Below are 18,756 nucleotides of genomic sequence, written 5' to 3'. Positions count from 1 at the left end.
TTTCTATCCTTTTTAAAATTTGTTATCTACTCTTTTAAATATCAAAGATGTATTTACACCGCCAAATGCAAAGTTGTTACTCATCACAAAGTCCGTCTTTATTGGCGTTGGCTCCTTTAAGTAGTTTAGCTTTGCACACTCAGGATCAGTTACGTTTAAATTTATAGTTGGGAAAAATAGCTCTTCTCTCATCATCATTATGCTAGCTATCGCCTCTAGCCCGCCACAAGCGCCAAGCGTGTGACCTAGATAGCTTTTAAGCGAGCTAATGGCGATGTCCTCTCCAAAAAGCTCGTTTGTAGCGATACTTTCAGCTATATCGCCATGTTTTGTCGCGGTGGCGTGGGCATTTACGTAGCCTATGCTTTTTGGCTCTAGTTTTGCCGCGCGGAGTGCTAGGCTCATCGCCGCTTTCATCGTAGTACTTTGTGGTCTAGTGATGTGCGTGCCGTCACACGTAGAGCCAAAGCCAACGACCTCAGCGTAAATTTTAGCCCCCCTTTTTAAGGCGCTCTCTTCGCTTTCAAGCACTAAAAATCCAGCTCCCTCGCCAAGCACCAAGCCATCTCTATCTTTTTCAAATGGCGTTGGTGTCAAATTTGGCGCGTGGTTTTTGACACTAGTCGCGTAGAGCTTGTCAAAGACGTATGCCTCGCTCACGCAAAGCTCCTCAGCCCCGCCAGCTAGCATCATATCTATACTGCCATTTTTTATGCTCTCATAAGCGTAGCCAATGGCGTGTGAGCCGCTCGTACATGCCGAAGATGTAGGGATGATGCGCCCTTTTAGCGAGTAAAATAGCGCGATATTTGCCGCTGTGGTGTGAGGCATCATTTTTATGTAGGTATTTGCGTTAAAGCCGCTATCCATGTCCAAAACTAGCTTTGCCATGTCAAGGATAGAGTCGGTGCTACCAGTGCTTGAGCCACTTGCCACGCCCATTCTACCGTCTTGCACGCTTGGGTCTAAATTTGTAGCCTGCAAGCCTTCGCCATTTAGCAAGCCAGCGTCTTTTAAAGCAAGTCCAGCTGCGTGTACGCTATAACATGAGACCTTACCAAGGCTTCTTAGCTGTTTTCTGTCCCACTCCTGTGGGTGTTTGTAGTCTATGATGGGTGCTGCTAGGCGTGTGTTTAGCTCCTTATAGCCCTCCCACTCGCTCATATATCTCACGGCGTTTTTGCCCTCAAGAAATTTAGCCCTCATCTCCTCCCAGCTGTTGCCAAAAGCACTGACTGCACCGATACCTGTGACAAATACACGCATTAGCAAAGTCCTCCATTTACGCCGATAACCTGCCTTGTGATGTAGCTAGCCTCGCCACTTAGTAGAAATTTAACAAGTCCTGCCACCTCATCTGCCTCGCCAGCTCTTTTTGCAGGTATGGCCTTTAGCACTTCGTCTAAGAAGTCGCTATTTAAAATTTCTTCGCTCATATCTGTCTTTATAAGCCCAGGCGCTACGCAGTTTACTGTTATGCCCCTGCTGGCAAGCTCGACTGCAAGGGCTTTGCTAGCTCCTATGATGCCAGCTTTGCTAGCTGAGTAATTCACCTGACCTCTGTTACCAATAACCCCTGAAACAGAGCTTAGCGTAACTATCCTAGCTGGCTTTCTAGCCCTTATCATGGGCATTAGTGCTGGCCTTAGGACGTTGTAAAAGCCATTTAAATTTACATCTATCACGTCAAACCACTCTTCGTCGCTTAGCCCCACAAAGGTATTATCCCTTGTTATGCCAGCGTTTAAAATAACGCCGTAATAGACGCCATTTGCCTCCATGTCGGCCTCTATAGCTTCTTTAGCCGCAGCAGTGTCAGCCACGTCAAATGTCATAAATTTAGCCCCAAGCTCACTAGCCATCTTTAAAAGCTCATCGCTCTTACTTCTTGCATGAAGCACCACTTCGTATTCATTAGTAAGGCGCTTAGCAATGCTAGCTCCTATGCCTCTACTTGATCCAGTTATCAATACTCTCTTACTCACTAAGTGCCTTTTTTACAAATTCTTCATCAGGACTCATCACGTTTAAAACCGCCCTTGCGCCAAGCTCGCCATTTACAAAAAGCTCGCTGTCATAAACGCCAAATCCACTCTCATCTTGGATCGAGCACTTTGAAATGATCACTATCTCATCGCCCACTTTAAAATATGGTCTAAAAATTTCAAATTTTCTACTGCCAAGCAAAAAGCCAAATATCGCCTTTTCGCCCCTTAGCTCACGCATCTTTGAGTCGTAAATCCCAAGACTTTGAGCCATCATCTCTATCGCCTTTTGCGTGTGAAATCTCCCCTCTTCTAAAAAGGGGTTTTGCTCATTTATCACGCTTCTTACTTTTATGCTCTCACAAGGGATAAATTCTAAAATTTCATCGATCAGGGTTATGGCGCTGCTATGCGGCAAATAATCACTTATCATCATCTCACTCTTTTAAATATTATCGCGGCATTATCTCCGCCAAAGGCAAAAGATAGCGACATCGCTGTTTTTACGTCAAATTTCGTGCCACTTTTTACTAAATTTATAGCCTCCAAGCTCTCATCATACTCGCCGTCATAGACGTGTGGCGGCAAGGTGCTATTTTCCTCCATGCAAAGCATGGCGCAAATGGCGCTTTCTATTGCTCCAGCAGCGCCAAGCGTGTGACCGATCTGTGGCTTTATCGTGCTAGCAAAAGTGGCGCCAAGCGTTAAATTTACAGCTTTTGCCTCCATTTTGTCATTCGCCTGCGTGCCGGTGCCATGCAAATTTACATAGTCCACGCCGCACATGCCAGCTCTTTTTAGCGCGCCCTCTATGCAATTTACCGCCATTTTGGCACTAAAATCAGGCTGCGTCATGTGAAAAGCATCGCAGTTTGAGGCTGAGCTAGCGACTGCGACGTTTGAAATTTCATCGCGGCTTAGCAAAAATAGCCCAGCTCCCTCGCCGATATTTATCCCCTCTCTGTTTTTAGAAAATGCCTGACTTGGGGCGCTACTTAGGATGCTAAGCGAGTTAAAGCCATTTATCGTAAGCGTATTTAGGCTATCGACGCCGCCACAAATAACCGCGTCACAAAGCTCGCTTTCAATTAGCCTTTTTGCTTCTATGACCGCCTTGACGCCTGAAGTACACGCAGTCGATACGCAGTAGCTTGGGCCGCTAAGCTCGTAAAAGTCGCTAACAAACTCGGCCACATTTGCAAGGCAGTTTCTGTTTATGCCAAACCTGCTTTTATCAAAAAATCCAGTCGCGATATAGCCTTTAAATGGTTCGAAATTCTCCTCGACGCCGCTTGTTGTAGTGCCAAGAACTACTCCCACTCGGCTTTTGCCATATTTTTTGATCGCTCTTTTTATCTCCTCATCAATCTCAAGCATCGTGTTTAAAAGCAAGGCGTTGGTGCGAGTTTTGAAGTGCTCTTTAGTTTTGCTTGAAAAGCTAGGCAAAGTGCTGTTAAATTTACCCACCAAAAACTCATTTTGTGGGTGAAATTCGCAGCTTTTACTTAAAAATCTCTTGCCGCTTAAAAGCGAGCTTAAATTTTCATCACTACTGCTACCTGCGGCGCTGATAATGGCTGGTTTGCTAACGTATATCAACGCTTTTTACCTCATAAATTTGATCATCTATCATAAATTTTTGCTCATTTTTTTCATCTTTTATCATCTCAAGCACCTTGATAAAAAGCTCATTGTAGGCGCTATTTGGCGGTAGGAAGCCCAAATTTGCAAACGTGCCGTCCTTTAAAACTCGCCTAGCTTCTGGCGCTCCAAGTGCATTTACTAGGCTAAATTTATACTCATTTTCGATATTTTGCACATAGAGCATTAGCGGCCCTTTTGACGAACTGACCTTAAATGCCTTTAAGCTAAAATCCGCCAGCTTTGGCGTATCAAATTTCTTCGCACATCCAAGAGCTAGAAGCGTTACCGCAAGGATCATAGCTATCTTTTTTACAAGCACTTTTTACCTTTTTAGTGTTCTAAAATCATAAAAATTTAACAATTATATCTTTGCTATGCTTAAATGCAAGGCAAATGATAAATAGATTATTAATAATGATATACCTTCTTTGCATCTGGTCAAATCCAACGCCAGCAAGGTCACTAAAGGCTAAATTTTTGGCTTTTATCACAGCCTCTTTTGCGGTGTAAATTTCATAAAATTTTTGCATTTTGTCTTTGGCGTTTGCGTAAATTTCGCTCTCTTTTTTGTTAAAGCAAAATTTCGCGACACCGTCAAAATTTCTCTGCTTTAGCTCCTCCACATCAACGCCAATTTTTTCTTTTGAGATAGCCAAAACAGCGATATTTTCTTTGTGAGAGAGGCAAATTTTACCCCGTTTTTTTGCTTTAAATTTTAAATAGCGAGAAAGTTTAAATGAGTTTGAATTTACTAAATTTGGATATTTTTTTTGTTTTCTACGCTCTTTTCTAGAAAGCATTTTGGGGCTAAATTTCTCAGCATCAAAGCCGATAAAAAGATAAATTTCACCCCTTTTTATAGGCATTTTCAACTCTTTTTTTATACTCTTTTGCACTTTTAAGCGCCTTACTAAACTCGCCACTAACCACCCTTAAAGCGTCATTTTGAAGCTCTCTCTCATCTTTAAACGATCTAATCCTTGGCGTAAAAGCGACCTCATCCTCTCTAAAATCTGCCTCTTTTAGATCAAAGTTTAAATTTTGAACTTTTGCATTTAAAATGTGAAGGGCACATTTTCTTGGTCCAAAGATGAAATTTCGCTCTTTTAAAGGCTTTAAACTTCTTACCAAGATGCCACCATAAAGCGCTGGCTCACTCTTAAAAGAGATGTCAAAACCAAAGTTGTGAAAGTAAATTTCGCCCGCCTCGCACGATCTTTTGTAGGTGTTTGCATCAAAGCAAGTGTAAATTTCAAGCTCGCCAAATTTATACTCCACGCCGCTTACAACGAAGATCTTGCTTTGCATCAGCTCACGCAAAAAGTCCTGAAATTTCGCGTCAAGATACGCCTTAAAACCTGCTATTTTAAGAAGCTCATCTCTTTGGCTCTTGTCTAAACTTTTAAAGCTATCTCGCCTAAGTGCTTGAAATTTTTCTTTATCAAAAGAACATTGCTTTAAAAACTCGCTAAGCATCGCCACTAGATCAAATTTAGCAAAATGGCTTTTAAGTAGCTCGCCTGATAGCATTTTTGCTCCTAATTTTTTGGCATATTTTAAGAAATTTAGCTTTTATATGCAAATATTGGGTCTAAAATCCATAAAATGATCTCTTAACCTACAAAGAAAAATACCAAATTTTAAAATTTCATGAACGAGTAATTTCGGCTCTAAAATTTGAGCTAAGCAGCAAGCGAAGCCAAATTTTAGTAGTCAATTCTTGTGAGTGAGTGGAATTTTAAAATTTGCGAAATAGCAAATTTCTCTTTTAAAAATACAGACCTTAAATTTAAAAACTCTTTTATCCAAAAGGGAGACAAGGGGACTTGAATTACGAAGCCGTCCCCTTATCCCCCTTTTTAAATCCCCTAAACCCCTCGCACGTTAGAGGTGCATGTCTCAGTGCTGGCGCACTGCATGCGTTTTATTATCAGGCAAGTTTTCTCAAATTTTTAAAATTTCATGAGCGAGTAATTTCGGCTCTAAAATTTGAGCTAAGCGATAAGCGAAGCCAAATTTTAGTAGTCAATTCTTGCGAGTGAGTGAGGTTTTAAAATTTGCAAAGGGTAGTGAAATTTACTTCTAAAGCAGGTAAATTTTACCAGCTGCCGCTAGCTCCGCCTCCGCCAAAACCTCCACCGCCGCCACTAAAGCCACCTCCTCTGTTACTTGAGCGACCGCCACCATTTGAGTCTGAACCACCTCGTCTAAAGCCCATTGGCAAAGAGCCGCCTTGGCTATTTCTCTTAAAAACGTCTTTTAAAATAAAGAAAAATACCGCAAATATAAAGGCAAAAGCACCAAAGATGATAAGGTAGTTTTGCACGCCAAATCCTTGCTCAAGTGCGGTTGATACAAGTCCAGCAAAGCACGTGCTAAAGCCAGTTCGCATAAAAAATTTGCCAAAGATCACAGAGGCAAAACAAGAGAGCATGCCAGCAAAAAAGGCAAACACCCCAAAAGGCAAGTCGCTAAGGCTAGTTTTGCTACTAAATTCCTCGCCGCTAGCCACTTTTATGATCGCTAAAACGCCATCTTTCACGCCTTCGCTCATATTGCCATTTTTAAACTCAGGTATCATCACGCTATTTATGATCTGGCTTGCCACGGCGTCAGTTAGCACCCCTTCAAGTCCGTATCCAACCTCGATGCGGACCTTTTTCTCATTTGGAGCGACCACCAAAAGCACGCCGTTGTTATCTTCTTTTTGACCTAGTTTGTAGCCTCTAGCGATCTCAAGAGACAGCTCTTCAATGCTCCTGCTTTCAAGCGAATTTAAAGTCACTATGGCGATTTGCGTGGTGCTGTTTTGCTCGAAATTTTGTACTAAATTTAAAAGCTCATCTCTTTCGTTTTGTGAAAAGATATGAGCCTCATCGTTGATCTGCTCATTGAAATTTAGAGCAAAACAAAAGCAAAATGCAAAGAGCAAAAGAGCAAGAGCTTTTTTCATCACTTCTCAAACGAAACTTTTGGGTTTTTCATATCTTCGCTGCTAACCTCGATGCCTTGCTTTGGCTTCATCTCTGGGTAGAAAATGCCTACTATAAATTTACCTGGAAAGCTTCTAAGAGCTACGTTGTACTCTTTTACAGCCTCTATGTAGTCGCGTCTTGCTACGCTTATGCGGTTTTCTGTGCCTTCAAGCTGGCTTTGGAGTGAGAGGAAATTTTGATTTGCTTTTAGCTCTGGGTAGCTCTCGCTAACTGCCATTAGCCTGCCAAGTGCGGAGCCTAGCTGACCTTGAGCTGCCATAAATTCTTTAACCTTTGCCTCGTCGCTAAGGCTGCTTGCGTCGATGCTTATTTGCATGCTCTTGCTTCTTGCGTTTGCCACGTCTTCAAAGACCTTTTGCTCGTGAGCTGCGTAGCCTTTTACGGTTTCAACTAAATTTGGCACGAGATCGGCTCTTCTTTTGTATTGATTTAGCACCTGCGACCACTTCTCGTTGGTGTTTTCATCAAGCACGACAAATGAATTTGCGTATTTGAAAGCGCCAAAAACAAGTGCGGCGATGACCACAACTATGGCTATTAAATTTTTCATATTTTCTCCTTTAAAAGGGGTGATAGGGGTGATATTAGTAAAATAAGGCTTAAAAAATGATGTAAATTTGAAGTTAGGTAAGTGAAGTGAGTGCTTAAAAGAGCACTCACTTTTTGGGGATTATAGGTCAGTTTGGATCTTATCTTCAATGATAATATGTACTGTATGACCATTTCCAGTTTGATCATTTACAGTATCGTTGCTTGTATAGCCTTTTGAGCCAAAGTCAGCATGCACTGATGGGTCTTCATGCCACTTACCTTTTATATCTACCTTGCTAGTGCTATCGCCTCTTATCTTAAGGATAGTATTGATGTTATCAGTCATAGCAAAGATATCTTTTGCGTCAAATTTGATCTCAGAGTTGCCTTTTAGCTCGATCCTCTCGATGCTCTCAACTTTTGTGTTAAGGTCAGTAATGCCGCTAAGATCTACGTGAGAAGTATCTCTAAAGACGATCGTATCAGATGTGCCCTCTCCACCTTTCATCACTTTGCTTGGATCATAATCCATTCTAAAGTCTTCAAGCTCTATGCGAAGCGTATCGCTGTGAGTTTTATTTACAAGACCACCTGGAGTTTTAAGCGTAGCATCTACTTTTAGATCATAGGCTGATCTTGCATTGATGTCTAGTAGCTGATCAAATACACCTTTACTCATATCATCTGCTGTTAGTACATGATTTACTGTCTTTGTTTGAGCGTGATTGTCTGGATCAGTATATTTGATCTCAACTGTATCGCCCGCTCTTGCATCATCGCTAACATAAATTTTAACTGGCGTTGTATCTTGAGTTTTATTATTACCGCCAAAATTTTCGTTGCCATATAGATGTCCATCTCTATTGCCATCTTCGCTAAACTGCATACCTCTTATAGCATCCATCTCAACTTTTGCATGATCTTCTGCGCTTACAGTAGTTGTTCCGTCAGATAGAGTTACTTTTGCTTTTGTCTCTTGTCCTACTGCGATAGCTGCATCAAGCTCAAGTGGTTTGCCATTTTCAAGAGTGAAAGGGTGTGCGAGATCTTGTTGATCTTGCAATTTGATATTGCCAAGTGGATCTTTGCTAAGAACTTTAAATTCTTTAGTCACAGGCGTTGTGCTACCAGCATTTGTGATCTCAACTTTTATGCTATCGCCAGCTATTACGCTACCAGGGAGAGATACGCTTACTTTTGAAGTATTGCTACTTGTCTCATCTCTTGTGATAGTGCCATTGTCGTTTGCATCAGCAGCTATGCTTACACTTAGACCTTTGCTGCTTAGCTGTGCTAGTTTTGCCTCTGCGTCAGCATGTGCTGTTTGATCATCTTGAGTAGTTATAGTCGCATCTACCTTTGTCTTCTCACCTGGCTTCATAGGGACATTATCTACTTGTATGGTGTTAGTTTTTGTGATATCTTGTGGTGTTCCACCATTTATTATATCAGTAGCAGTGATTTTACCATCTGCTGTTTTAGTTATTTTAAATTCTCTACTTCCTGGGGTGCCAGTATTTGGATCAACATAATCAACTTTTACGTGATCGCCTGTTACAACATTGTAAGGTACTTTTACGCTTACTGTTGTAGTTTTTAGGTGGTTATCTGATATAGCCTCATCTCTGCTTAGCTCATTGTTTCTATTAGCATTATCTTCGTTGAAAATTACGCTTAGCTCGTTATTGTTTATAGGCTGTAGTATCGCCTCTGCTGATTTAGGTGTGATATTAGGTATCTCTACTTCAACCTTAGCAGGATTTGTAACGCTTACAGCGATATGAGGTATCTTTAGTAGGTTGCCTGGTGCTAAAGACACATTGTTTCCAGCTGCATCTTTTATCGTTAGTACGTGGCTATTGTTGCTAGTTACTTCATATGTAGTTGGCACACCATTTACTTTTACAGTAAATGTATCACCTGCATGTAGGTTACCACTTGGTAGAGATACGGTTGCAGATGTCTCTTTAACCTTACCATCTGAGTTTGCCTCATCTCTGCTTAGTTTGCCATTTCTATCTTTGTCCTCATCGATAAGTACATAGAAATTTGTACCACCATTACCATCAGCATCAAGTAAGATATCGCTACCAGCTTTTACCTTATCAACACCTGTTGCATCGCTAACTGTTGCACTTACCTTGCTTGTTTTATCTTCTTGTAACGGTACTGTATACTCAACAGCTTTATTGCCAACTACATTTAGACCATCTACTGTGATGTTACCCTGAGCGTCTTTGTGGATAGTGTGACTTGTAGTAGTTGGTGTGCCATTTTCTATGCTTGTAGTTATCTTTAACACGTCACCATCTACAACATTGCTTGGTAGTTTTATGGTAGCTGTGGTTTTATCTAAAACACCATCCGAATTTGCTTCTGCTCTATTTAAAATTCCGTTAAAGTCTGCATCCTCTTTAAATATAACAGTCATATCATCGTGAAGCTTTTCAAGGGTAGCGTGGTTTGTTACTATAGTTTTAGCATGATCTTTAGCATCTGTAAATGTTGCCTGAGCTTCAGTGTTTTTACCTTCACCTATTACTATGCCTGGTACTGTGATTTTATTATCGCTATCAGCTGTTAATGTTTGACCATCAGCTGCTTTTAGAGTGATAGTATTGTCGCTATTTCTTGTGATAGCAAATTCTTTTTGTAAAGTTGTGTTGCCATCAGCTTTAACCTCAAGTATCATCTTGTCGCCAGTTATCACATTATTTGGCACTTTTACTTTTAGATCAGTCTTATGAAGATCACTATCTTTCATGCTCTCATCTCTTGTGATAGATGTATTAGCATCAATATCTTCACCAAAGAAAATTCCAGAGTCATCAAGCTCTGTTACGCTTACACTATTTGTTCCAGTAGCACTTTGAACATCATCTTTATCGATGATAGTAGCTGAAATTTTAGTCTCAGCTCCTGTTAATGTACCAACATGAGAAATTTTAAAGCCGTTGTCGCTTACTACTACATCATTGCCATGCTCATCTGTTATCTTAACGCCTGAAGCATCTTTATGAACATTAAATTTAAGCGTTCTATCTTTAGTTGTGCCGTCAAGTTGTGGCTCAGTGATCTTAACTTCGATCCTATCGCCATCTACTGCATTTTTAGGGATCTTGATAGTTGCAGTTGTGTTAAATTCATCATGGTCGCTAGCTGAATCTTTTCTGCTCATAGTTTTTGAGTTATGCGCCTCATCAAAGATCACCTCAGGTGCTTTTACATGCTCTAAACTAGCTGAAACTTCTGGCTCATTTATATCTGTATGTCTGCCTGGTGTCATGTTTGTGATGCTAGCTTTGATAGTGGTATCTTTTCCATTTCTTAGATCAAAGCCTGGTACTTCAAATGAGTATTGATTAAAGCTCTCTTTTGTCAATGGGAAATTTTGTCCGCCATTGCCAATCTCTGTTATACCAGTTACCTCACCTTTATCATTCATATTTATAGTGAAATTTCTTGTATAAACGCCATTTGTAGGCTCGTTTATAGTAAGTGTAACTATGTCACCATTATCTATTTTATTTGGAAGTCTTATAAGAGCTGTTGTTTCATTTACTTCATGCTCGTCCATACTCTCTTGTCTTGAAATTTCATGAAGAGTGTCTTGCTCTATAAATTTTATCTCCATGTTTCTACCGATAGGTATTACATTATCTTTGTTAGACTCTGCACTCTTTGGTGTGCCATCTGCAGCTACGACATGAGCACTTGCATAGTTCCATTCGTCAGGGAAGACTGGTAAAGATGTATTTACCTTATGGTTATCAACGTCTGCTTGTGTAAGAGGCACTATTTTTGTTGTATCATGTTTTGTTAGTGGATCAGTGTAAGTTATGACAACTTTATCGCCTGCTACAACATCTTTTGGAAGTGTAACTTCGACAGTTGTGCTTCTAAAGTTTCCATCTTTGCTATTTTCCCAGTCATCTATGCCGCCATCATTGTCATGATCTTCAGTAAATGTTAAAGTTGGTCTTACATCTGGAGTAACATCATCAGTTGCTACATCGCTCTTCCAAGCGCTAGAGTTTGTGCTATCAGTAACATAAGCATCTACTTTTGAAACTTTACCCTCAGCAACTGGCATATTGTCTATCTTGTAGCCATTATTGATTATATTTTGATCGATAGTAACTTCTTTATCTTCAGTCGTGCCATCTGGTTTTGTTAGTATGATGTGAAGCTTATCTCCAGGGATAACATCACTTACTTTTATAAGTACTGGTGACTCATTTTGATTGCTGTCATTGTTGTTTTCTGTGTAAGTTAAAAATTTATCGTTATTTCTATCTTCTGTAAATTCAACGCTTACGCTTGATTTTGTAGGAGTTACGTGATCTTCACTGCTGCCGCCAGTGTTACCTTGGAAATTTGTAACGCTTGCTTCTACTTTTGAGTTTTTACCTGGCTCTACAGGTGCATCTATTGGATAGCCATTAGTTATGATAGATGGAGTGATGGTTATGTTTGTTGTTGTTTCATTACCATTTGGATCAGTTACAGTGACTTTTAGTATATCACCAGCTCTTACTGTGCCGTCATTTGGTACAGTGATAAGAACTTTAGATGTATTTATATCTGTATCATTTCCGTGCTCTACTCTGCTTAAAGTGTGGTTTCCATTTATATCATTTATAAATTTAACAGTTGGTGCACCTGGGATTATATTAGCGTTTGCGCCATTATCACCATTATCACCATCGTTGCCATCATTGTAGCCGCCTATTGGGCTATCGTATGAAGCAAAAGCTCTGTTTGTATCAGTTAAATTTCTATAAGTTTCATTGATGTTAGAGTAGTGACCGCCCTCAGCAAATCTAGCTTCGCCAAGGCTAACGCCATCTCCACCAGCAGCAGCATTACCACCAGCAGCAGTCTCTTCAAGTTTTGTTAGATCGCCACCATTTAAAATAGCATTTTGCAAAGCGCTTATATCAGCTAAGCCCTCAGCACCTATCGTATTTGGATTTAAAGAAAGCGTGTCACTACCTAGTACAGTTAGCTCTTTGCCGTTATTTGCAACAATAGTTACTTTGTCGGCTGCATCGCTAGTTTTGACACTCTCACCCATATAAACGATGTCGCCAACTTTTAGCTCTCTCTCGTTTCCGTTTTGATCAACTGCGACCGCCTTGCCACTTAGCGATTTTACTACACCCGCTTCTTTAGCCATAAAACTCTCCTTAATAATTTTTCGGCGATTATATAATAAGAGTGAGGCTGGGGATATTAAGTAAAATTTGGGTAAATTTAAGTTTATTTTTAGTTATTTAATACTCTTTTATCACACTTTAATATTTTTAAAATTCCCCCTAAAAAAGGCATTTTGTGTAACTTTTGTGTAAAAAATTTTAAAAAAAATTTTTATATGGTACATGTACCTTTCGTTTCATAAAAGCGTTATTCTGAACGCCTTAAGAAAGAGCATCTTTTAAGCTAACACGAAAATATTATGCGATTTTTAGCTACTTTTGCCAAAAAATTTTCTTGCCAAAACCTAGAGTGTTACTCGTAAATTTAACCTTTTCAAGGCTTATAGACCAAATTTTTGGATCCATCGCTTTTGCGTAAAAAAATCTTTTAAAGTAAATTTCTCGCTCACTTGTGCTAGCCTCTCTCATCACCCCTTGAAACTGCGCGCCCTCTATCTTGCCAACGATCTTTGTATCAAGAGCGACTGTGCCAGCAACGAGCTTTGAGTTTTTTAAAAATTTAACATGAGAGCTCTCATCACAGCTAGCTAGCAAAATACAAAAATTTACCTCATCAAAGGCGTAAAATGCGCTAAAAGCGTAAGGCTGCCCATCATCATCAACGACACAGACACTTGTAAGGTGCATCTTTTTTAGAAATTTAACTATCCTCTCATCCATCTAAATTCCCCTAAAAATGTCAAGAATAGCTTGAAATTTAAAGATAACAACAAGTAAGATAACGACCCAGATCAAAAAGATGATGAGCTCAGTGAGATTAAATTTATCCTTTGCCACTTTTTTAAAAACTATCATCGTTAAAAATGCTCCCAAAAAGCCGCCAATTAGCGAAAAATAGTGGATCGCGTTTACTTTTACAAAGCTTGGCAAAAGCCCTTTGAAAAATAGTGAAAACATTAAAATGGCAAGCAAATTTGCAAGTATAAAGTAGTAGCCAACGACTGGCAAAACAGGCCAAAGCTTAGCAAAAACAAAGCTTAAAACAGTGATAAGCATCAGCAAAAAAACCCTAGTCCCAAAACAACACATCGCCCGTCCTTTTTTGACGCATTTTACAAAATTTTGCTTTATGAAATTAAAATTTTGCCGATTTAGCCTCAAAAGGATTTAAAAATGCAAACAAATTTTTACTCTCAAGGAAGCTACAACAACATGAGCTTTTCGATGAAAACTAGCTCAGGCGATGAGATAAGCTTTTCTATGTATGACAACAAAAGTTTGGAGTTTTCTAGCCAGAAAAATGGAACTTCAAGCCAAAAAAGCCTAACTTTAACGCACGAATACGGCTATGAGTTTTTATATAAAGGAAACGGCATAGACGAGCAGGATATGAAAGAGATCGAAGAGGCGATGAAGCAAATTCGCCCACAAGTCGATGAGTTTATGAAAAATGTCAAAGAGGGCGACAAGATCGCAGGTAGCAGCCAAAGCATCAGTGAGCTTTCAAATAAGATCAAGCAGATGCTGCCTGACGCAAAAGATCTGGATCATAAAAATTTCATAAATGATAATATGCTAAAGATGTTTGACGAACTTTTAGCTAAAAATGATGCAAATAAAAATCTACTAAGTGCGACAAAAAGGCTATTTGATACCTTGCTTGATGAGAGCAACAAACTATCTTACTACGCGTAAATTTAGGGCCTTTTGGCTCTAAATTTTAACTAGTGCCTCCCTTTGATAAAAGAGGTGCGACAAGACTATCACGAAATAAAGCTGAAAAAATAATCCCACAAGCGGCACAAGCGAGATGAGATAAAACAAAAGTGTAAAAGCAATAAATTTAACCCCACCGCCTTCAAGCAACGCTAGCTCAAATTTATCGCTATCGAGTGTGTTTGAGCCAACGTCTATTAGTAAAAGTTTGTAGTAGATGTAAAAAAACGGCACGTTTATGATGAAAAAATTTACAAATGGCACAAACAAAAGTGGCAGGCAAACGAGCAAGATCCCAAGAAATTTCACGATCTCAACCATCATCACCTTTAGCACTCTAGCCGTGCTAGCCTCGCTTTTAAGCACGTAGTTGTAGTGCCTTTTGTTTATCTCTTTAGCCACGACTGGTGTTAAAAAGCCAGCTACGATTAGGGCGATCACGATGCTAATGATGATCGTTAAAAAGGTGCTTAGAACGTAAAAAAGTATGCTAACTATCCACTTTGTAGCGCTAAAGCTTAAAATTTTAATAGCTATAAAAGAGAGCGTCGAGTTTGACTCTAAAAAGGCGAAATTTTCGTTTTTAGCGCCATCGCTTAAAAAGTCAAATATCTCGCCACCTCCCCAGATGCTTAGCCAAGCTAGGCAAAGTATGCTAAGACAAAGCGGCAAGATCGATAGCGTTATAAATTTGGCTGTGAAAAAGTCTTTAAAGCCAAGGCGAAGAAGATTTATCATTTTACCTTTTTGTACTCACGCTCAAGTGCGGCGTAAATTTCGTCTATCTTACTAACGCCATTTGATAAAATTTCGCTCATCACTTCGTTATCTTCACGTCCGTTCCAAATTTTCTTATAGCTTCCCTCTTTGTAGCCATTATTTTGGCGGAAGCGGTTTAGCACGTTTTTAGCGATATAGCACTCATAAAGCGAGTATAAATTTACGCCACATTTTAAAGACATTGAGAAATAAATTTTAAAGATATCAAAGATGTCATAGTCAAAGCCGCTGCACTCATGTATAAGCATCTCAACATCGTTCATGATCTCGTAAATGCTCTCATCTTCGACCTTTAATGGCTCTTTGCAATAGTCACTAAAGCCGCTTGACTGGCAGATATCCTCAGCCAAAGTCTCAACATCGCCAAGCTGTTTTGCCTTGTAAATTTGTAGCGCTAGGCTCATTATAAAGTGCCAGATATCGACAACCTCGATGCGTAAATTTTGCTCATCAGTCTTGGCATCTATGCTCTTCCAGTGCTTCCAAGCAAAGCTGTCAATGAGCTCAGCGCACTCCATATATATGCAGCGCCTCCAGCTTATGAGTTTATTTTTATTTGTATAGCCATTTTCCCAACCAAGCCCGTTTGTCTCGTCATTTAGGCTTTGTTGCATCTTTAACATCTCTAAAACAATAGTTCTTTCATCCATTTTTAAACCTTTTAAATTTTAAATGATTATAACAAAAAACAATTAATGCTTAAGCGACAAGCTTGACCCAAATCATCTTAATACAAGCTTACAAGATGTAAAATCACCCAAAATTTCAAAGGAGAAAAGATGAGAGAGAAAGATCTAGTAGTTTGCAACGTTTGCGGACTAAAAAGCAGCGATGATAAAAATGCAGTTTTCATCCACGCTCACAAAAACGGCGAAGAGGTCGATATCTGCACAAGCTGTATCCCAAGCGTGATACATGGCTCAGGCATGGTCGTAAAATCAAACGAAGAGATAAAGGCTGAAATTTAAATATCAGCCACCATGTGAGAATTCTGCCTTAAAGAATTCTCAAACTCCTCCGCACTCATCGGACGAGATAAGAAATATCCTTGCATTTCATTACAATTAAGCTCTTTTAAAAGCTCTTTTATCTCGTGGCTTTCAACGCCTTTTGCTGTCACTTTTAGCTTCATTGATTTTGCTATATTTATGATAGCAGCGACTACTTGCATATCTTTTTTGTTGATCACTGACTGAGCAACAAAGTCATTTGCTATCTTTATGCGGTCGATCTTATACTTTCTGATATAGACAAATGACGTATATCCAGATCCAAAGTCATCTATACAAACATCTATGCTATTTTTCTCCAAAAGTGAGAAAATTTTATCAAGCGTCTCTTGGTCGTTTTTCCAGATATCTTCGCTAAATTCAAGCTCAAACTGCTTTGGATTTAGGTGGTGCGAGTTTAAAGTTAGCATAAATTCATTTACAAATTTTTCAGATGTGCTTTGAATTTGCGCTACGTTTATGCTTATTTTTGGTACTTTTAGCTTTTTGTTTTGCCATCTTACGGCTTGTTCTACTGTTTTTGAGACAGAAAGCGTGCAGATGTCGTTTAAGATGTCGCTATTTAAGCTAGCTATATCCATAAACTCGCCAGCTTCTTTTTGTCCATACTCTTTTGACTGCCATCTAAGTAGCGCTTCTACGCAGATGATCTTTAAATTTTTAATGTCATAAATCGGCTGAAAATATACCTCAAAATCCTCTTGTAAATTTGCTTTTTTAAGAGCTATCTCTATGTTTGAACTTTGTTGTATTTCGCTATCTATCTCATTATTATAAACCATTGGGTTTTTGGCTGGATTTTGCTTAGCATAGTACATCGCCATATCAGCTTTTTTGATGATATTTCTAGGATCGCTGATGTTATCTCTTGTGACAACGTGGATACCAACGACACTCTTGATCGCAAAGTGATACTTATCTATTTGCAAAGGTTTTTCTATCGTATCTCTTAGCTCCATACCAAGCTTCATGCGTTTAGTGTGGCTATTTTCTTCCATTTTTGAAAGCACAATGAACTCATCAGCGCCGATCCTTGCGGTGACCTCTTGTCTGTTGCACGCTTCACGTATGCGCTTTGCTATCGCTTTTAAAATTTTATCGCCAACCTCGTGTCCATAAGATGTATTTATATTTTTAAAGCGACTTATATTTATATAATAAACTGCGATCTCTTGCTTCTCGCCCAAAACGCTACACATACCTTTAAGTTCATTTAACAATGAGTCTCTGTTGCCAAGAGAGGTTAGATAGTCTTTTTCAGATACACCCTCTAAGCTTAAATTTATCATCTCAAGTTCGTTTGTCTTTAGGTGCTTCTCTTTGTTTTTAGCATCATGTAAATTTTGCTCTGCGTTATATATCTCTTCGCTTTGATCAAGCACCTTCATAAAATAGCTAATGACAGCTCCAGCTACAATAACAAAAATTATAAGTAGATCGACATAAGATGAGAGGTTGGCTTTTATAAGTATTAGTGCAGCTGAGATGATAGGCACGAGCTTAGATGTTGTTTTTATGCCAACATCTGCTGCGCTTATACGCTTGTTGTCGCCCCTTAGATAAAAAGCTCCAAGCATCAAGAGGAAAAATGGCACAAGATAGATAGAGTGCAGAGTAAAATCATGCCCTTTGTTTATAAGCTCATTATAAAAAACATATAAATTTAATAGCGTAAAAATCGCACTTGCTATTATCAAAAAAAAGCCGCTATGTCTAATGTAAAGATGGTTGCTATTAAAAATTTCACTAAGAGCGATGAATAAAATAGACAAATTTACAAAAATAGCAATGCTAGCAGCAAGCTCGCTAGGGCTTTTAGGATGGATCAATATATTAAAATCGCCCATATCGCCAACAATGCAATAAGCAAGCGTGAAAACTAGCAAAAGCACATTAAAGCTATCGGCTAGGACTAGGATCTTTTTATCACTGGCTATAAATTTGACCACAAAAAATATACCAACAGCGGCCAATAGTAAAAACATAGGGAGTAGATCAAAAAAATCAAGATAAGAAATTTGCTCTTTGCTTCTTAAAAGAAAGTCTTCATTAACGCTTCTAATGACATCAATAATCGTCCAAAGAAAGACCCCAAAGCATGCAGCAAGCCAGTGCATAGCTTTAAGCTTTGATCTATTCATAGAGATGTAGATACCAAGAACTACAAGACCAAAGCCCAAAAATATCAACAAATTTTCAAAAATTTTATAGTTTAAGATGCCGGCAAACTGAGAAAATATAAAAAGAGCTATAACGGCATAGAAAATTTGTTTTTGTCTTACGATAAGTGACGAATTTGACGTAAAAAAAATGTTTCTCTCCATTGTTTATTCTGTTTCAAACCCTATTTTTAGTTATAATTTTGCAAATTTTTCTTTAAGGTTTATTATGAAATGTAATATCGTCTTATCTGGAGAAAATTTAATAGACTACCAAGCATTTAATCTATTTTTCTCAAAAAAAGCTAGAAAACAGTATTTTATAAATGTTTTTATGATTTTTACGGAGGCTATTATAGCTGGATTTGTCGCTGATATGCTTTTAAAAACCAAAATTTTTACTATTATCGGCGTCATTTTTGCTATTTTTTGGATCATTTTTTATCCAATTTTTTTAAAAAATAGACGAAAATCGGTGCTAAAAAGCTTAGAAATTTCAGACTTTAAAAAAGAGATGATATTTGAAGTAGATGAGAAAAATTTGGCATTTTACGAAAATGAGCCAAAAGAAAATGAAATTTTTGACATAAAAGATGTAAGTGAAATTTACGAGCTTAAAAATATCTTTGTCATCTTTATAAATGAAAAAATCCACCTTGTCTTGCCAAAAAATAAAGAGACCTCAGAGCTAGTAAAAACACTTATAAAAGAGAGCAAAAAAGAGCTACTGCTTTTTGAAAATTTAGACTACAAAAGCGTTATTGGCTAAGCTTGTA

Annotated in this window: 18 protein-coding genes; 3 read left to right on the top strand and 15 right to left on the bottom strand. The window is 38.8% G+C overall.

Annotated elements, in window-relative coordinates; translation table 11 throughout:
• Positions 1-12: 12 nt before the first annotated feature.
• The 12 genes from CYO89_RS08925 to CYO89_RS08870 form a co-directional block, all read right to left on the bottom strand.
• Positions 13-1,266, bottom strand: a complete 1,254-nt coding sequence (locus CYO89_RS08925; protein WP_103598063.1) for a beta-ketoacyl-ACP synthase — start codon at positions 1,264-1,266, stop codon at positions 13-15.
• Positions 1,266-1,985, bottom strand: a complete 720-nt coding sequence (fabG, locus tag CYO89_RS08920) for a 3-oxoacyl-ACP reductase FabG (protein ID WP_103598009.1) — start codon at positions 1,983-1,985, stop codon at positions 1,266-1,268. Before fabG ends, CYO89_RS08925 begins: the two co-directional genes overlap by 1 nt.
• Entirely contained in the window at positions 1,978-2,421 is a 444-nt protein-coding gene (locus tag CYO89_RS08915; protein WP_103598008.1) for a thioester dehydrase, read from the bottom strand. Before CYO89_RS08915 ends, fabG begins: the two co-directional genes overlap by 8 nt.
• Positions 2,418-3,584: a beta-ketoacyl synthase N-terminal-like domain-containing protein gene (locus tag CYO89_RS08910; protein ID WP_103598007.1), complete on the bottom strand. Its 1,167-nt coding sequence runs from the start codon at positions 3,582-3,584 to the stop codon at positions 2,418-2,420. Before CYO89_RS08910 ends, CYO89_RS08915 begins: the two co-directional genes overlap by 4 nt.
• Complete coding sequence (locus CYO89_RS08905; protein WP_012140388.1) at positions 3,571-3,948, bottom strand: hypothetical protein; 378 nt, start codon at positions 3,946-3,948, stop codon at positions 3,571-3,573. Before CYO89_RS08905 ends, CYO89_RS08910 begins: the two co-directional genes overlap by 14 nt.
• A 25-nt stretch (positions 3,949-3,973) precedes the next feature.
• Positions 3,974-4,495, bottom strand: a complete 522-nt coding sequence (locus tag CYO89_RS08900; protein ID WP_012140389.1) for a 4'-phosphopantetheinyl transferase family protein — start codon at positions 4,493-4,495, stop codon at positions 3,974-3,976.
• Positions 4,476-5,159: a hypothetical protein gene (locus CYO89_RS08895; RefSeq protein WP_012140390.1), complete on the bottom strand. Its 684-nt coding sequence runs from the start codon at positions 5,157-5,159 to the stop codon at positions 4,476-4,478. The genes CYO89_RS08900 and CYO89_RS08895 overlap by 20 nt, the downstream gene beginning before the upstream one ends.
• A 568-nt stretch (positions 5,160-5,727) precedes the next feature.
• Positions 5,728-6,582: a TPM domain-containing protein gene (locus CYO89_RS08890; RefSeq protein WP_103598006.1), complete on the bottom strand. Its 855-nt coding sequence runs from the start codon at positions 6,580-6,582 to the stop codon at positions 5,728-5,730.
• Positions 6,582-7,175 carry a LemA family protein gene (locus CYO89_RS08885; protein ID WP_012140394.1) on the bottom strand — a complete coding sequence of 198 codons (594 nt, stop codon included), beginning with the start codon at positions 7,173-7,175 and terminating at the stop codon, positions 6,582-6,584. Before CYO89_RS08885 ends, CYO89_RS08890 begins: the two co-directional genes overlap by 1 nt.
• Before the next feature lie 120 nt (positions 7,176-7,295).
• Positions 7,296-12,335 (bottom strand): retention module-containing protein, encoded by a 5,040-nt coding sequence (locus tag CYO89_RS08880; protein WP_103598005.1) that lies wholly within the window; start codon positions 12,333-12,335, stop codon positions 7,296-7,298.
• Between the two features lie 292 nt (positions 12,336-12,627).
• Positions 12,628-13,035, bottom strand: coding sequence for a hypothetical protein (locus CYO89_RS08875; RefSeq protein WP_103598004.1), 408 nt, complete (start codon positions 13,033-13,035; stop codon positions 12,628-12,630).
• On the bottom strand, positions 13,036-13,404 hold the full coding sequence (locus CYO89_RS08870) for an L-arabinose ABC transporter (protein ID WP_258032556.1): 369 nt from the start codon (positions 13,402-13,404) through the stop codon (positions 13,036-13,038).
• Between the two features lie 84 nt (positions 13,405-13,488).
• On the opposite strand from CYO89_RS08870, the gene CYO89_RS08865 reads away from it, so the two are divergent.
• The gene (locus CYO89_RS08865) at positions 13,489-14,010 is read left to right on the top strand and encodes an ATP/GTP-binding protein (protein WP_103598003.1); all 522 of its coding nucleotides are present in this window, start codon (positions 13,489-13,491) and stop codon (positions 14,008-14,010) included.
• An 18-nt stretch (positions 14,011-14,028) separates the two neighbouring features.
• Here CYO89_RS08865 and CYO89_RS08860 read toward each other — a convergent pair whose 3' ends face one another.
• Positions 14,029-14,769, bottom strand: a complete 741-nt coding sequence (locus tag CYO89_RS08860; protein ID WP_002940838.1) for an EI24 domain-containing protein — start codon at positions 14,767-14,769, stop codon at positions 14,029-14,031.
• On the bottom strand, positions 14,766-15,461 hold the full coding sequence (gene dut, locus CYO89_RS08855; protein ID WP_103598002.1) for a dUTPase: 696 nt from the start codon (positions 15,459-15,461) through the stop codon (positions 14,766-14,768). Before dut ends, CYO89_RS08860 begins: the two co-directional genes overlap by 4 nt.
• Before the next feature lie 129 nt (positions 15,462-15,590).
• Between dut and CYO89_RS08850 the strand changes: the two genes are divergently transcribed.
• Positions 15,591-15,779 (top strand): hypothetical protein, encoded by a 189-nt coding sequence (locus CYO89_RS08850; protein ID WP_002940779.1) that lies wholly within the window; start codon positions 15,591-15,593, stop codon positions 15,777-15,779.
• Here the strand turns inward: CYO89_RS08850 and CYO89_RS08845 are convergent.
• Positions 15,776-18,145, bottom strand: a complete 2,370-nt coding sequence (locus tag CYO89_RS08845) for an EAL domain-containing protein (protein WP_103598001.1) — start codon at positions 18,143-18,145, stop codon at positions 15,776-15,778. The genes CYO89_RS08850 and CYO89_RS08845 overlap by 4 nt on opposite strands.
• A gap of 64 nt (positions 18,146-18,209) precedes the next feature.
• Between CYO89_RS08845 and CYO89_RS08840 the strand changes: the two genes are divergently transcribed.
• A complete protein-coding gene (locus CYO89_RS08840) occupies positions 18,210-18,749 on the top strand; it encodes a hypothetical protein (protein WP_103598000.1) in 540 nt (179 codons plus the stop codon).
• The last annotated feature ends 7 nt before the right edge of the window (positions 18,750-18,756 follow it).

This window comes from Campylobacter concisus, from assembly GCF_002913765.1.
GTDB lineage: Bacteria > Campylobacterota > Campylobacteria > Campylobacterales > Campylobacteraceae > Campylobacter_A > Campylobacter_A concisus_BB.
This window is presented reverse-complemented; position numbering and strand designations above follow the sequence as displayed.